The sequence below is a fragment of the Mesoflavibacter zeaxanthinifaciens DSM 18436 genome, assembly GCF_000422365.1.
GTDB classification, from domain to species: domain Bacteria; phylum Bacteroidota; class Bacteroidia; order Flavobacteriales; family Flavobacteriaceae; genus Mesoflavibacter; species Mesoflavibacter zeaxanthinifaciens.
The window spans coordinates 450,359-464,754 of record NZ_AULQ01000001.1 but is presented as its reverse complement, the minus strand read 5'-3'; the positions used below and the strand labels follow the sequence as shown (position 1 = coordinate 464,754).

The 14,396-nt window shown below is 32.2% G+C and carries 15 protein-coding genes; 4 read left to right on the top strand and 11 right to left on the bottom strand.

Features of this window, described 5'->3' with window-relative positions; all coding sequences use genetic code 11:
- Positions 1 to 12 precede the first annotated feature (12 nt).
- From H574_RS0102230 to H574_RS0102220, 3 genes are all read right to left on the bottom strand, one after another.
- Positions 13 to 915: a mechanosensitive ion channel family protein gene (locus tag H574_RS0102230; protein ID WP_027878991.1), complete on the bottom strand. Its 903-nt coding sequence runs from the start codon at positions 913 to 915 to the stop codon at positions 13 to 15.
- Between the two features lie 46 nt (positions 916 to 961).
- The gene (locus H574_RS0102225; protein WP_027878990.1) at positions 962 to 1,465 is read right to left on the bottom strand and encodes a Dps family protein; all 504 of its coding nucleotides are present in this window, start codon (positions 1,463 to 1,465) and stop codon (positions 962 to 964) included.
- Between the two features lie 160 nt (positions 1,466 to 1,625).
- A complete protein-coding gene (locus H574_RS0102220) occupies positions 1,626 to 2,405 on the bottom strand; it encodes a tRNA pseudouridine synthase A (protein ID WP_036226912.1) in 780 nt (259 codons plus the stop codon).
- A gap of 89 nt (positions 2,406 to 2,494) precedes the next feature.
- Here H574_RS0102220 and H574_RS0102215 point away from each other — a divergent pair, with 89 nt between their 5' ends.
- The 4 genes from H574_RS0102215 to H574_RS0102200 all read left to right on the top strand — a co-directional run bounded on the left by H574_RS0102215 (position 2,495) and on the right by H574_RS0102200 (position 6,588).
- Positions 2,495 to 2,932, top strand: a complete 438-nt coding sequence (locus H574_RS0102215; protein WP_027878988.1) for a hypothetical protein — start codon at positions 2,495 to 2,497, stop codon at positions 2,930 to 2,932.
- 92 nt (positions 2,933 to 3,024) lie between these two features.
- Positions 3,025 to 4,746 (top strand): sodium:solute symporter family protein, encoded by a 1,722-nt coding sequence (locus H574_RS0102210; protein WP_027878987.1) that lies wholly within the window; start codon positions 3,025 to 3,027, stop codon positions 4,744 to 4,746.
- Positions 4,747 to 4,748: 2 nt separating this feature from the next.
- Positions 4,749 to 5,543, top strand: coding sequence for a LytTR family DNA-binding domain-containing protein (locus H574_RS0102205; protein ID WP_027878986.1), 795 nt, complete (start codon positions 4,749 to 4,751; stop codon positions 5,541 to 5,543).
- Positions 5,544 to 5,634: 91 nt separating this feature from the next.
- On the top strand, positions 5,635 to 6,588 hold the full coding sequence (locus H574_RS0102200; protein WP_027878985.1) for a DUF5694 domain-containing protein: 954 nt from the start codon (positions 5,635 to 5,637) through the stop codon (positions 6,586 to 6,588).
- A gap of 19 nt (positions 6,589 to 6,607) precedes the next feature.
- Here H574_RS0102200 and hisIE read toward each other — a convergent pair whose 3' ends face one another.
- The 8 genes from hisIE to hisG all read right to left on the bottom strand — a co-directional run bounded on the left by hisIE (position 6,608) and on the right by hisG (position 14,171).
- Positions 6,608 to 7,219: a bifunctional phosphoribosyl-AMP cyclohydrolase/phosphoribosyl-ATP diphosphatase HisIE gene (gene hisIE, locus H574_RS0102195; RefSeq protein ID WP_027878984.1), complete on the bottom strand. Its 612-nt coding sequence runs from the start codon at positions 7,217 to 7,219 to the stop codon at positions 6,608 to 6,610.
- A gap of 47 nt (positions 7,220 to 7,266) precedes the next feature.
- Positions 7,267 to 8,022: an imidazole glycerol phosphate synthase subunit HisF gene (hisF, locus tag H574_RS0102190; protein ID WP_027878983.1), complete on the bottom strand. Its 756-nt coding sequence runs from the start codon at positions 8,020 to 8,022 to the stop codon at positions 7,267 to 7,269.
- Between the two features lie 91 nt (positions 8,023 to 8,113).
- Positions 8,114 to 8,848, bottom strand: a complete 735-nt coding sequence (gene hisA / locus H574_RS0102185) for a 1-(5-phosphoribosyl)-5-[(5-phosphoribosylamino)methylideneamino]imidazole-4-carboxamide isomerase (RefSeq protein ID WP_027878982.1) — start codon at positions 8,846 to 8,848, stop codon at positions 8,114 to 8,116.
- 38 nt (positions 8,849 to 8,886) lie between these two features.
- Positions 8,887 to 9,468, bottom strand: a complete 582-nt coding sequence (hisH, locus tag H574_RS0102180) for an imidazole glycerol phosphate synthase subunit HisH (protein ID WP_027878981.1) — start codon at positions 9,466 to 9,468, stop codon at positions 8,887 to 8,889.
- Between the two features lie 85 nt (positions 9,469 to 9,553).
- Positions 9,554 to 10,687 (bottom strand): bifunctional histidinol-phosphatase/imidazoleglycerol-phosphate dehydratase HisB, encoded by a 1,134-nt coding sequence (hisB, locus tag H574_RS0102175; RefSeq protein WP_027878980.1) that lies wholly within the window; start codon positions 10,685 to 10,687, stop codon positions 9,554 to 9,556.
- A gap of 108 nt (positions 10,688 to 10,795) precedes the next feature.
- Positions 10,796 to 11,845, bottom strand: a complete 1,050-nt coding sequence (gene hisC / locus H574_RS0102170) for a histidinol-phosphate transaminase (RefSeq protein ID WP_027878979.1) — start codon at positions 11,843 to 11,845, stop codon at positions 10,796 to 10,798.
- A gap of 109 nt (positions 11,846 to 11,954) precedes the next feature.
- The gene (gene hisD / locus H574_RS0102165) at positions 11,955 to 13,235 is read right to left on the bottom strand and encodes a histidinol dehydrogenase (protein ID WP_027878978.1); all 1,281 of its coding nucleotides are present in this window, start codon (positions 13,233 to 13,235) and stop codon (positions 11,955 to 11,957) included.
- A gap of 78 nt (positions 13,236 to 13,313) precedes the next feature.
- A complete protein-coding gene (gene hisG, locus H574_RS0102160; RefSeq protein ID WP_027878977.1) occupies positions 13,314 to 14,171 on the bottom strand; it encodes an ATP phosphoribosyltransferase in 858 nt (285 codons plus the stop codon).
- Between the last annotated feature and the right edge of the window lie 225 nt (positions 14,172 to 14,396).

The following is a 14,396-nucleotide window of genomic DNA, read 5'->3' as shown; positions in this document are numbered from 1 at the left end:
AGCACTTTGCTTTTAGTTGTTAGAGAATTGTTTCTCTAAATTTTGTGCTTCAAATGATAACTTATTATCAAATTGAAGTGTTCTGATAGGGAACGGAATGTTAATGTCCGCCTTATCGTATGCTTTTTTAATTTCTATAATTGCTGTACTTTTTGCTCTTAATTTTTCTAGAGCATTTTCGGCATCAATCCAGAATCTGCATAAATAGTTGATTGAACTTGATCCGTATTCTGTAAAATAAAACTCTACATCTTCTGGTTTTTCTATCTGATCAAATGTGTTACAGATTGTTTCTTTAGTTAATTGCTCTACTTGTTCTAAATCCGACTCATATCCAACACCGCACTCTAAAAACACTCTCATTTTTGTTGTTAGTGTATAGTTTTTTAGTGGGTTTTCTAAAATCTTCTTATTAGGAATAACTACAATGTTATTATCTGCTTCTTTTAAGGTGAAATCTTTAAGGTTAATATCCATAACCTCTCCAGAAAATCCATTAGTTTCTACCCAATGTCCTATTTGTATTTTCTTTCTAAAAGACAATACAATACCCGCAAAGGTGTTAGATAATGTACCTTGTAAAGCTAATCCAATTGCTAATCCAGCAACACCAGCACCAGCTAATAATGAGGTTAATGTTTTACTAAGATTTAATATACCTAAGGCTAAAAATAATCCAGCTAATACTACAACTACTGCAGAAATGCGTCCTACCATATTAGTTATAGAGTTTTGTTCTACTCTTCTAGCCATTAGCTTGCTTACATATTTGTTTACATATTTTGAAACAAAATATGCGGCAAATAATACTAAGATTGCTAAAATTAAGTTTGGTATATTGGTTACTATTATATTAAACCAGCCTTCTAATTTATCTATCAATAAATTATATGCTTCGGATAATTGATCTTTCATAATTTTAAATTTTTAAGGTTAGTACTGTATCTAAATTGCTAAAATATTAGCTAGCTACTGCTTCTTCCTTTAATTGCTCTGTAGACTTTTTTGTCCAAGCATTTAACATCCAGCTAGTTTTTTCTAATTCTCTTATATAAGCACCAACTAAATCAATTGTACCTTCATCTCCTGCATTTTCAGCAGAATCTATAACACTAGACATTTGCGCTAAAATAATTTTGTGGTCGTTTAAAAGAGTTTCTATCATTTTTTGGTCAGAAATCATAGCGCTTTCCTCCTGTACAGTAGCTATTTTAATGTAATCACTAAATTTACTAACAGGATGATGTCTAAGTGTTAAAATTCGCTCAGCTATTTCATCAATTTTAATTTGTGCATCATTGTACATGTCTTCAAACTGTTCATGTAGGTCAAAAAAGTTTTTTCCTAATATATTCCAGTGAAAACTTCTTAGTTTTTGGTAGTACATATGGTAGTCAGATAATAATGTATTTAAATCCATTACTACTGGTAATAATTTTTCATCTTGCATATTCAAATAACTCATAATCAATATTATATTTTGGGTTGTTTATTTTGTTTAACAGTTCTAAATTACAATTAAACAATATTGATTACTAGCCATTTAACTAGCTTTAACTAATAGCTAAGTCTTTTAACATAAAATTGTGTTAAGAAAAAAATGAGTTGTTAAAACGATTAACAGTTTAATCAAACTCTAACTTATGAAGAATAAGTCCAGATGCAGGAGCTACATAATCTATAGCAACAGTGTTTTCGGGTGTTAAGCTAGATTTAATGTCGTTTAAAGTAAGTTCTCCTTTACCTAAATTGATTAATGCACCCATCATTAATCGTATTTGATTACGCATAAAACCTTTACCTCTAACACGAAGCATATATGTCTTTTCTGGAAAGAAATTTGCAGAGTAAAGTGTGTTTTCTACGATTTCGCAAGTATCAATTTCTCTTTCGTAAACACCATGATCTGTTGGTCTAAAACAATAGCTTTTTAGATAATGTCTACCTTCAAAAAGTTTTGCGCCTTCTTTCATCACTTCAATATTCAACGGATCTAAAATAGTAGTCATTATTGGTGCACAAAACGGATGAAATTTACCACCAAATGCAAAAATGTATATGTATTCTTTTGTTTTTGAAGATTGAATAATATTAAATTTATTATCTACTTCTTTTATAGATTTAGCACGAATGTCTTGAGGTAAATTGTAATTAAACAACTCTAAAAACGCTTCAAAATCTTCAATAGGTTCTTCTAAAAATAACTCAAAAGCAGCGTTTTCTGCACTAACCATAGCATCAGTACGACCAGAAACTAAGGTTTTAAATGGTTTTTTATTTAAAATGAAATTTAAAGTACGATCTACCATTAAATGTAACGTCTTTACATTGGGTTGTTTTTGCCAACCGTGAAAACGATAGCCTAAGTATTGAATGGTGATAACGTAAAAAAATTTCTTTTTCATAATTATTGCCGAAAATAAGTTATTACATTTCAATTGGCAAAAATTTTATAAATTGTATATCATTAAAAAACTAACTAAATTTTAAAATTATGACAACCACCACACAAAAACCTCCAATTTGGTTCTGGATAATAAGCATTATTGCTTTATTATGGAATGCAATGGGCGTATTAGCTTATATTGGACAAGCATTTTTAACCGAAGAAGCTATCGCTGCAATGCCACCAGAACAACAAGAAATTTATAGTATAGATTTTCCTGCTTGGTATACTGCTGCATTCGCAATTGCTGTTTTTGCTGGATTTGGAGCATGCATCCTATTATTATTGAGAAAAAAACTAGCTAACATCTTTTTTATAGTTTCTTTTATTGCTGTAATCGTTCAATCTATTTACACGTTTTTCATGTCACCAATTTCAGATAAAATGTCTGGATTTGATACAAGTATGTCAATTTCAATACCTATAATAGCTATTCTATTAATAGTATTTTCAAATAAAGGAATTGCAAAAGGTTGGCTTAAGTAATAAGTTTTAACTCCTATAAAAAAGCATTAGAAATTTCTAATGCTTTTTTATTTATTAATAAATCTTAGATTTGTTTATCAACATTTATAATTATGGTTTTATCTACTTTAGATTGGGTAATAATTGTCTTTTTTTTAATTCTATTTGCAGGAATAGGAATTTTTGTTTCTAAACAAGCAGGCAAAGACACAAAATCTTTTTTCTTATCAAGCCGAAACATGCCTTGGTGGTTACTTGGTGTAAGCATGGTTGCAACAACATTTGCTGCAGATACACCAGGATTAGTAACAGAATTAGTTAGGACAAACGGTGTTTCTGGAAACTGGGTTTGGTGGGCAATGCTACTAACAGGTATGTTAACCGTATTTTTTTACGCTAGATTATGGCGCAAAAGCGGAATAACAACAGATCTAGAGTTTTACGAGTTACGCTATAGCGGAAAAACTGCTAGTTTTTTACGCGGATTTAGAGCTATCTATCTTGGTGTAATTTTTAATATTATTACTATGGCTGGCGTATGTTTGGCTGGTGCAAAAATTGCAAATATTTTATTAGGAATATCACAAGAAGAAATGTTGCTTTACGCCTCTATTATTGTAGTTGTTTACTCTACTTTAGGAGGATTAAAAGGTGTATTAATTACCGATTTTATTCAATTTATTATTGCAATGGTTGGAAGTATTTGGGCTACAATATACATAGTTAACATCCCTGAAATTGGTGGAATAGAAAATCTTTTAATCAATGAAAATGTAGTAGATAAATTAGCATTCTTTCCTGATTTTAGTAACACAGAAGCATTAATTACTTTACTTATTATTCCGTTAGCAGTACAATGGTGGAGCACGTGGTATCCTGGTGCAGAACCTGGTGGCGGCGGATATATTGCGCAACGTATGCTAGCTGCTAAAAACGAGAAACACGCGACTTGGGCAACTCTATTTTTTAATGTAGCACATTATGCAATTCGTCCTTGGCCTTGGGTTGTGGTTGGTTTGGCTTCAATTGTTGTTTTTCCTAATTTAAATGCCATCTCAGAAACCTTTCCCAACCTTACAAAGCAAATGCAAGGTCACGATGTAGCTTACGCAGCAATGATGACGTATTTACCTGCAGGATTAATTGGTATTGTTTTAACATCACTTATTGCAGCGTTTATGAGTACTATTTCGACACAATTAAATTGGGGAAGTTCTTACATAGTAAACGATTTTTACAAACGATTTCTAAAACCAGAAGCTACGGATAAAGAGCAGGTTTTAGTTGGACGTATCTCTACAGTATTATTGATGTTATGTGCTGCATTATTTTCATTTTATTTACAATCGGCAGCAGATGTATTTAATTTATTACTTCAAATTGGTGCTGGAACAGGATTACTTTTTATTTTACGTTGGTTTTGGAGCAGAATTAATCCGTACAGTGAAATTGCAGCTATGGTAATCTCGTTTTTAATTGCTGTTTTCTTCTTTATAAACGGAAAATTAGATACACCAATGGTAACAATTGCTGGACATTGGCAATTAGTTTTAGGTGTAGTAATTACGACTTTTGGTTGGATTATCGTGACTTTACTAACACAACCTACAGATGCAAAAACTTTAGCTACTTTTAATGCTCTAATTTTTGGTAACGAATCAAAATTTAAAGGATTTGGCAACAAAACAATTAGTTTTTTCTGTGGTGTTTTTGGTGTATATGCGTTATTATTTTCAATTGGAAGTTTTATTTATGGCAATACCTTAAAAGGATTTGTTTTATTAGTTATTACAACTGTTTTAGGATTTATTATTTATAAATTGAATAAGTTTTAATTATGAACTATCCTTTTGATCCAAAATTAAAACACCATATTATTATAGGTTTATTACTTGCTATTTGGATTTTTGTCTTTCTTTATTTTACAGAACCTTTGGACGTAGACGAGTTTGGCGATACAGAAAAACTAATATACTTGCCTGGATATGGCATAATTGGCGGTATTTCTTATCTTTTATTTTTGCCTTTACAATACAAACTATTGCCTTATAAGATAAAAAAATGGACTATTGCTAAAGAAATTTTTTTTCTGCTTACCTATACCATTATAACTCTAACGTTTGTTAGATTGTACTACTTATATGTAATTATGGACGGCATTCCAAACCCTTACACTTTGGGTTACATGCTTAAAGCTATTTTACTACCTGCAGCTGGTACTATTATACCTATAATCATAATCGCTAGATTTGCTTTTGGTAAATATTTTGAAAAACAAGTTGAAGATCAAAAAATAGAAATTAAAGGTGAAGGTAATTTTGAAGGTATAAGATTGCATTTAAATGACCTGATTAGCATACAATCTTCAGATAATTATATTGAAGTATTATATCTATCAGGAAATGAATTAAAGAAAACCTTAATAAGAAATAAACTTTCAGTCATAGATGAAACTTTTGACGAATTGATTAGAACACATCGTTCATATCTTATTAATCCATATCATTTTCAGCAATGGAAAACCGAAAAAGGAAAGTATTTTTTAATTTTAAATCATGCTATCCAAATTCCTATTTCAAAAACATATTTAAGTAGCATAAAACAACGGTTTAATTCTACCACAACAGCATAACATTTCGCCCCAAAGTCAATAAAACAAAGGGTTTTATCAAGATTAGATTTTAATTTAGCAGTATCAAAGTTTAATCAAAAATTTAATAAAGATGAAATCTATTGTAATGCTAATTTTAATCGTTTGTCTATCTATTTTCAACCTAAATGCACAACAACAAGTACAAAAAGAAATTGTTTTAGTCGGCACAATGCATAAGGTTCCAAAAATTGTAAAGCATAGTTATAAGCCTATGCTAAGACGTGCCAAAAAATATAATCCGACAGCAATATATGTAGAGAGTCCTAAAGGAAATGACAGTTTAAGTTGGGCATATTTAAAAAATGGATGGTCAAAAAGTTATAAGCAATTCTACCATTTGTCAGATTCTATTAAAAACGTTTTTAAGCCAGATAGTGTTAAAGTTTTATCTCTTTTAGAAAAAGACTTTTCAGCCATGACCAAACAAGATTTACAATATTTACAGAAAACATTTGCTTACCATAGAGACGATGCTAATTTTGGATTTTACAGTTATATTTTAAAGCACGGCGTAAAAGGAAGTAAAAAACCAACCCGTTATGAAGATGGTGATCTTACTTATAAATTAGCCATACATCAAAATATTAAACTATTAAATGCTATGGATGATCAACGAACCAACGATAAATATCATGAAGGTTGGTCTAAATGTTATAAAGAGGGAAAAAATAATGGGAATAACGCTATTATGAAAAAACTAAATAAAAAGGACTATAACTCGGCAATTTTACCTGCAATATTTAGAGGTTTGGGTAAACACACTAATAAGAGAAAATCTTTAAAAACAAGCCATCAACTAGCTTCATTTACTTACACAAAAAATATGACTGATGGTTGTAAGCAAGGCGAAAAATACTGGAACGAAAGAAATATGCGTATGGCAAAAAACATAGGTGATAGTGTTATAGCCTCAGATAAAACAAGAAATATTGTTATTGTTGGTGCTGCTCATATAATTGGGCTAGAAAAGGAATTAAAAGAAAATTATCCGCAGTTTAAAATAACCCTTGTTAACGAATTATAAAGCAAAAAACGCTAGATGCCTATCTAGCGTTTTTTTTATCTCTTTGTTTTAGCACATTTATAACATCTTCTAATTTAAAGCTCTTAGCCTGCAACAACATTAAATAGTGAAATAACAAATCGGCACTTTCATTTAAAAATAAATCGTCGTTATTGTCCTTAGCCTCAATTACAACTTCTACAGCTTCTTCACCAACTTTTTGAGCTACTTTATTAATTCCTTTTGCAAATAATGAAGCTACATACGATTTTTCTGTGTTACCGGCTTCTACTCTACTTTGTATGGTGTTTTCTAATTGGGTTAAAAATCCATAAGTTTCGGTATTATCTTCATTCCAACACGTATCGCTTCCTGTGTGGCACGTTGGTCCTTTTGGATTTACAGTTACTAACAAAGTATCGTTATCGCAGTCTAGTTTAATATCTACTAAGTTTAAAACGTTACCACTTTCTTCTCCTTTGGTCCAAAGTCGGTTTTTTGTACGGCTAAAAAAGGTCACTAACTTCGTGTCTTGGGTCTTTTTAAACGCTTCTTCGTTCATATAACCCAACATTAACACATTTTTGGTTGTTGCATCTTGAATGATTGCAGGGACTAATCCGTCGTTGTTTTTATTGAAATTTATGTTCATTATATTTTTACGCTTTATGAGATCCTGAATCAAGTTCAGGATAAAATTTATAATCTAACAGAAATACCTTTCTGCTTTAATTCTTCTTTTAAATTTTTTATTTCAATTTCACCAAAATGAAATACACTTGCAGCCAAAGCTGCATCTGCTTTTCCTTCTTTAAATGTATCTGTAAAATGCTGAATAGTTCCTGCGCCACCAGAAGCAATTATCGGGATATTTACAGTTTCTGACAGTTTAGCTAAAGCTTCGTTTGCAAATCCGTTTTTTGTTCCGTCGTTATTCATTGAGGTAAATAAGATTTCGCCTGCGCCTCTTGTTTCAACTTCTTTTGCCCAATCAAATAAATCTAATTCGGTTGGAATACTTCCACCAGCTAAATGTACTTTCCATTGTCCATTAACTTGTTTGGCATCTATAGCAACCACAACACATTGACTGCCAAATTTACTTGATAATTCGTTTACCAATTCTGGTCGTTTTACTGCTGAAGAATTGACAGATATTTTATCTGCACCAGATTTTAAAAGTACATCTACATCTTCAACACTGGAAATTCCACCACCAACAGTAAATGGAATATTAACTTGTTCGGCGACTTTCAGCACCATTTCAATCATTGTTTTTCTACCTTCTAAAGTTGCAGAAATATCTAAAAACACCAATTCGTCTGCACCTTTTACCGCATACTGTTTTGCTAATTCTACAGGATCGCCTGCGTCCCTTAAATTAACAAAATTAACGCCTTTAACGGTTCGACCGTTTTTGATATCTAGGCAAGGTATGATTCGTTTTGTTAGCATAAATTCTATTCGTCATTGCGAACATAGTGAAGCAATCTTTTACAAAGAATGAGATTGCCACGCTTACACTCGCAATGACATTAATTTTTTATTATAAAAAGCGTTCTAATTCTTTCAAACTTATTCTGTTTTCGTAAATGGCTTTTCCGATTATGACTCCATCGCAACCTATGTCTGCTAAAACTTCAACATCTTCAATAGTTGTTACTCCGCCAGAAGCAATTAGTTTTACAGATTGATCTGCGCTACCATTGGTACATTCGTTGATTATTTTTTTATACAAATCTACTGATGGTCCTTGAAGCATTCCGTCTTTTGAAATATCTGTACATACCACATATTGAATACCATTTTTTTGATAGTCTTGTATAAACGGAACAACCTCTAAACTACTTTCTTCTAACCAACCAGAAATAGCGATTGTCTCGTTTTTACAATCGGCACCAAGAATGATTTTTTGGGTTCCGTATTTATTAATCCATCGTAAAAAAGTGTCGGTGTTTTTTACTGCTATACTACCACCTGTAATTTGTTTAGCACCAGAATTAAATGCTATAAATACATCGTCGTCGGATTTAAGTCCACCACCAAAATCGATTTTTAAATTGGTTTTTGTCGCAACCTTTTCTAACACTTTATAGTTGACTACGTGGTCTGCTTTAGCGCCTTCTAAATCTACCATATGCAAGTATTCTATACCTGCATCTTCAAATTGCTTGGCTACTTCTACCGGGTTTTCATTGTACATTTTTGTGGTGCTGTAATCGCCTTTAGTTAATCTTACGCACTTTCCTTCTATTATATCTATTGCTGGTATTATTCTCATTTTTTCGCCTTTTGCTTTTAGCTAATCGTTTTATTATTTTATAAATTGATGAAATTTCTTAAGATTTGTTCGCCTGCCAAGGATGATTTTTCTGGATGAAATTGCACACCGTAAAAATTATCTTTCTGTAATGCTGAAGCGTATTCTACATCATAAGTTGTTGTTGCGATTGCGTCTTTGCATTGTTCTGCATAAAAACTATGCACCAAATACATAAATTCATTCTCTTTGATATCTTTAAGCAAATCTGATTGAAGATTATTAATCGTGTTCCAACCCATTTGTGGCACTTTTACTGTGTTTGAAAAGCGTTTTACATCTACATCAAAAATGGCTAAACCTTTTGTATGTCCTTCTTCTGTAGATTTACACATTAATTGCATACCTAAACAAATTCCTAAAACTGGTTGTTTTAACTGCGGAATCAAATGATCCAAACCTGATTCTTTTAGCTTTTGCATTGCACTACTCGCCTCGCCTACACCAGGAAAGATCACTTTGTCTGCTGCTTTAATTTCTTCAGGATTATTAGTTAACAACGCTTCAAAACCTAAGCGCTTAAAAGCAAATTGAATGCTTTTGATGTTTCCTGCACCGTAATTTATGATGACTATTTTCATTTATTGTCATTCCTGCGAAGGCAGGAATATTATTAATTATTGTTCATTTTTTTTAGATTCCGTATCAAGTACGGAATGACAAGTACTACAACATTCCTTTTGTACTTGGTAAAATCATTTTTTCAACATCGCGTTTTACAGCCATTTTTATTGCTTTAGCAAATGCTTTAAAAATTGCTTCAATTTTGTGATGCTCGTTTGTGCCTTCTGCTTTGATGTTTAGGTTGCATTTTGCACCATCTGTAAAGGATTTAAAGAAGTGAAAAAACATTTCGGTTGGCATTTTGCCAATCATCTCGCGTTTAAAATCGGCTTCCCAAACCAGCCAGTTTCTACCACCAAAATCTATTGCTGCTTGCGCAAAACAATCGTCCATTGGAAGACTAAAACCGTAACGTTCTATCCCTAATTTGTTCCCTAAAGTAGTTGCAAACACTTCACCTAAAGCTATTGCTGTATCTTCAATCGTGTGATGCTCGTCTACTTCTAAATCACCATCAACCTTAATGTTTAAATCTAATTGTCCGTGACGTGCAATTTGGTCCAACATATGGTCAAAAAAAGCAATGCCAGTATCTATATTACTTTGTCCTGTTCCGTCAAGATTTAAATCGATTTTAATCTTGGTTTCATTGGTGTTTCGCTCGATGCTTCCTGTGCGTTCTTTAGCTTTTAAGAATTTATAAATTTCTTCCCAATCGTTACTTTCTAAAGCGATAAACTGGTCTAAAGCGTCTCGTTGTACCGTGATTTCGTCTGTTCCTAAATTGGTATTATCGTTAATAAAAATACCCTTCGAACCCAGATTTTTAGCTAATTCAACATCGGTTAAACGGTCACCAATGACAAACGAATTCTCTAAATCATAATCTTCACTAAAATACTTGGTTAGCAAACCTGTATTTGGTTTTCGAGTTGGTGCGTTATCCTTAGCAAAAGTTCTGTCGATAAATTGTTCTTCAAAAATAACACCTTCGTTTTCAAAAGATTGAAGCACAAAATTATGAACAGGCCAAAACGTATTTTCAGGATACACATCCGTTCCCAATCCATCTTGATTAGTAATCATCACGATTTCAAAATCTAATTCTTTGGAGATTTTACTTAAATATGTGAAGACTTTTGGGTAAAACACCAACTTCTCAAAACTATCGATTTGCTCGTCTGCTGGTTCTTTAATTAACGTGCCGTCACGGTCTATAAATAGTACTTTTTTCATTTTTTTCTATGTTTTCGTCAGTTCGAGTGAATTTCTTTTGAAAATCACATCGAGAACTTTTACATCTCGATACAATTTCTCATTCTTCGAAATCACTCGATGTGACGTTTATATATTTTTTAATACTGCAATCAATTTCTCATTCTCATCACTCGTGCCAACAGTAAAACGCAAACAGTTGTTGCAAAGTGGTTGATTGGTTCTATTACGAACAACAATGCCTTTTTCTACTAACTGATTGTATCTTTTAGTCGCATCATCAACTTTTACTAACACAAAATTGGCTTGTGTTGGATATATAATATCAATCCAAGTAATCGCCTTTAGGGCTTTAATTAACAAGCTTCTTTCTGAAATTATATTCTGAATTTCGTTTTGAACCTCTTGTTGCTTTTCTAAACGTTGAATTGCCTTTTGCTGCGTTAGTTGATTGACGTTATATGGTGGTTTTATTTTATTTAAAATTGAAATAATTTCGGTAGATGCATAACAAATCCCTAGTCTGATCCCTGCCATTCCGTAAGCTTTAGATAGCGTTTGCGTAACTATTAAATTTGGAAAATCTGATAATTTTGATATCCAACTTTCGTCTTCTGAAAAATCGATATATGCTTCATCAATTACTACAATTCCATTGAAATTAGTTAATAATTTTTCAATTTTTGAAGCTTCAAAACTATTCGCTGTTGGATTGTTTGGAGAGCATAAAAACAATAGTTTGGTGTTGCTATTTTGTGTATTTAAAATGTCGTCTACTTTTGGTTGAAAATTTGTATCCAATTCAACCTTTAAAACGTCGATAGCATTTGTATTTGCTAATACGTCGTACATACCGTAAGTTGGCGGTAATGTGATGATATTATCTTGATTAGGCTCACAAAAGGCTCTAAAGATTAAGTCTAACACTTCATCACTTCCGTTACCTAATAAAATATTTTCGGTTGGAATGTTTTTAATGTTTGATAATAACGATTTTACATCTTTTTGTTGAGGATCTGGATAACGATTTACACCATTTTCAAACGGATTTTCATTTGCATCTAAAAAAATCATTTGGTTTGATGTTGCATCCTTAAACTCATCTCTCGCCGAAGAATACGGTTTTAAAGCTGCAATGTTTGGTCTGACTAAGTTATTTATGTTGAAATTTGTTTTCATTTAATTTGATTTTCGTCAGTTCGAGTGATTTTCTTTTGAAAATCGTATCGAGAACTTATACATCTCGATACAATTTCTCATTCTTCGAAATCACTCGATGTGACGTTTGCTATATATCTTTTAATCTAATTGAAACTGCATTTTTATGCGCTTGTAAACCTTCAGCTTCTGCCATTAGTTCTATGGTGTTTCCTATATTTTTCAAACCTTCTTTTGTGATGTTTTGAAATGTAATTGCTTTTGTAAAACTATCTAAATTTACGCCAGAATAGGCTTTGCTAAATCCATTAGTTGGTAAGGTATGATTGGTGCCAGACGCGTAATCGCCAGCACTTTCTGGTGTGTAATTACCTATAAATACCGAACCTGCATTTTGAATGCCATCAACATAAAAATCGTTGTTTTTAGTCGCAACAATAAAGTGTTCTGGACCGTAATCATTGATTAAATCTAATGCTTCTTCATTAGTTTTTACTAAAATAGATTTTGAATTATTGATAGCTTGTTGTGCAATGTCTTGTCTTGGTAATGCTTTGATTTGTGTGTTGATTTCAGTTTCAACTTCATTTATCAAATTTTCAGATGTTGATACTAAAATCACTTGACTATCAGTTCCGTGTTCTGCTTGACTTAATAAATCTGAAGCTACATAACTTGCATTGGCGCTATCATCTGCAACAACCAACAATTCGCTTGGTCCTGCAGGCATATCGATAGCAACACCATATTTAGTAGCCAATTGCTTTGCTACGGTTACAAATTGGTTTCCTGGACCAAAAATCTTATAGACTTGCGGAATAGTTTCTGTTCCAAATGTTAATCCTGCAATCGCTTGAATGCCACCAACTTTTACAATTTTAGTCACACCACAAAGTTGAGCTGCATATAAAATTTCGTTAGCAATTTTACCGTCTTTATTTGGTGGCGAACATAACACAACTTCTTTACAACCAGCGATATTTGCAGGAATTGCCAACATTAAAACTGTTGAAAATAAAGGTGCTGTACCAGCAGGAATATAAATTCCAACTTTTTGAATGGCACGTTTTTCTTGCCAACAGGTAATTCCAACAGATGTTTCTACACTTACCTTTTCTGTTTTTTGTGCTTTGTGAAATGTTTCAATATTTGACTTTGCTTGGTTAATCGCAGATTTTAATTCTGTAGATAATTCTGCAGATGCGTCTTCAATTTCTTGCTCAGTTACAAGAATATATTGTAAATCTGCGCCATCAAATAAGCTAGTATACTTTTTTATTGCTGCATCACCATTGCGTTGTACGTCTTCAAAAATTTGATTAACTGTACTTTCTATATCGTTAACGGTTTGTGTTGGTCGTTTTAAAAGCTCTGACCACGTATTTTTATTTGGGTATTTTATTGTTTTCATTTCTTCTCGATTAATTAGGCTTCGACTGCGCTCAGCCAGACATTAATTTAAAAATTAGATTCCTGCTTGTGCAGGAATTTAGAGCACCATATTTTCAATTGGACAAACTAATATACCTTCTGCTCCATTGGCTTTTAATTCGTCTATAATTTCCCAGAAATCGTTTTTATTGATTACCGAGTGTAGTGAACTCCAACCTTCTTCGGCTAGTGGTAAAACAGTTGGACTTTTCATTCCTGGTAAAATATTTATAATGTCGTCTACTTTATTGTTTGGCGCATTAAGTAACACATAGCGTGAGTTTCTTGCTTTTAAAACCGATTGTAATCTAAACTGTAACTTGTTTAAAATCGCTTGATTATCAGAAGAAATTTGAGGTGAAACTGCAAGTACAGCTTCAGATTTTAAAATGACTTCAACTTCTTTAAGATTGTTTTTAAATAAGGTGCTTCCGCTAGAAACGATGTCTACAATTGCGTCTGCTAGTCCAATGTTTGGTGCTATTTCTACGGAACCATTAATAATGTGTAAATTCGCGTTAACATTGTTATCTTTTAAGAATTGGTTGACAGTGTTTGGATACGATGTTGCGATACGTTTTCCTTCTAAATCTTTAATAGAATTGTAGCTTTCCCCTTTAGGAATCGCTACAGACACTTTACAGCTAGAAAACCCTAATTTTTCTGCAATAGTGATATCTTGCCCTTTTTCTACTAAAACATTTTCACCAATAATAGCGACGTCTACAACGCCATCTTTTAAATACTGCGGAATGTCTCCGTTACGCAAATAAAACACTTCTAGTGGAAAGTTTTTAGCCGATGCTTTGAGTTGATCTTTACCATTATCGATAGATATACCAACGTCTTTAAGGATTTTCATAGAATCCTCATTTAATCGTCCTGATTTTTGAATTGCAATTTTTAGTTTACTCATTTTTCTTTTTTTGTTAAAGTGTTTGAGTAAATCTTGGTGAAGTTTTTAGTTATAAAAAAAACCGCTTGATTTACTCAAACGGTTTTAAAAATATTTTGGTTTTATTCAATACATTTCTAGCTCGCTTGAGTGCAAGTATGGAAATGATGATGATGTAATTGAATAAAAGTCATGTCTAGTTTTGTTCTGTACAAAGATTGTAAATTAATATTTAAAATTCCAAAT

What these genes read in the sequence shown, in the direction of transcription:
- H574_RS0102215 (WP_027878988.1), top strand. Translation starts at nt 2,495, where the DNA reads ATGACAACCACCACACAAAAACCTCCAATTTGGTTCTGGATAATAAGC.
- hisIE (WP_027878984.1), bottom strand. Translation starts at nt 7,219, where the DNA reads ATGAACATAAATTTCAATAAAAACAACGACGGATTAGTCCCTGCAATC.
- H574_RS0102210 (WP_027878987.1), top strand. Translation starts at nt 3,025, where the DNA reads ATGGTTTTATCTACTTTAGATTGGGTAATAATTGTCTTTTTTTTAATT.
- hisA (WP_027878982.1), bottom strand. Translation starts at nt 8,848, where the DNA reads ATGAGAATAATACCAGCAATAGATATAATAGAAGGAAAGTGCGTAAGA.
- H574_RS0102200 (WP_027878985.1), top strand. Translation starts at nt 5,635, where the DNA reads ATGAAATCTATTGTAATGCTAATTTTAATCGTTTGTCTATCTATTTTC.
- H574_RS0102220 (WP_036226912.1), bottom strand. Translation starts at nt 2,405, where the DNA reads ATGAAAAAGAAATTTTTTTACGTTATCACCATTCAATACTTAGGCTAT.
- hisF (WP_027878983.1), bottom strand. Translation starts at nt 8,022, where the DNA reads ATGCTAACAAAACGAATCATACCTTGCCTAGATATCAAAAACGGTCGA.
- H574_RS0102205 (WP_027878986.1), top strand. Translation starts at nt 4,749, where the DNA reads ATGAACTATCCTTTTGATCCAAAATTAAAACACCATATTATTATAGGT.
- hisB (WP_027878980.1), bottom strand. Translation starts at nt 10,687, where the DNA reads ATGAAAAAAGTACTATTTATAGACCGTGACGGCACGTTAATTAAAGAA.
- hisG (WP_027878977.1), bottom strand. Translation starts at nt 14,171, where the DNA reads ATGAGTAAACTAAAAATTGCAATTCAAAAATCAGGACGATTAAATGAG.
- H574_RS0102225 (WP_027878990.1), bottom strand. Translation starts at nt 1,465, where the DNA reads ATGAGTTATTTGAATATGCAAGATGAAAAATTATTACCAGTAGTAATG.
- hisC (WP_027878979.1), bottom strand. Translation starts at nt 11,845, where the DNA reads ATGAAAACAAATTTCAACATAAATAACTTAGTCAGACCAAACATTGCA.
- hisH (WP_027878981.1), bottom strand. Translation starts at nt 9,468, where the DNA reads ATGAAAATAGTCATCATAAATTACGGTGCAGGAAACATCAAAAGCATT.
- H574_RS0102230 (WP_027878991.1), bottom strand. Translation starts at nt 915, where the DNA reads ATGAAAGATCAATTATCCGAAGCATATAATTTATTGATAGATAAATTA.
- hisD (WP_027878978.1), bottom strand. Translation starts at nt 13,235, where the DNA reads ATGAAAACAATAAAATACCCAAATAAAAATACGTGGTCAGAGCTTTTA.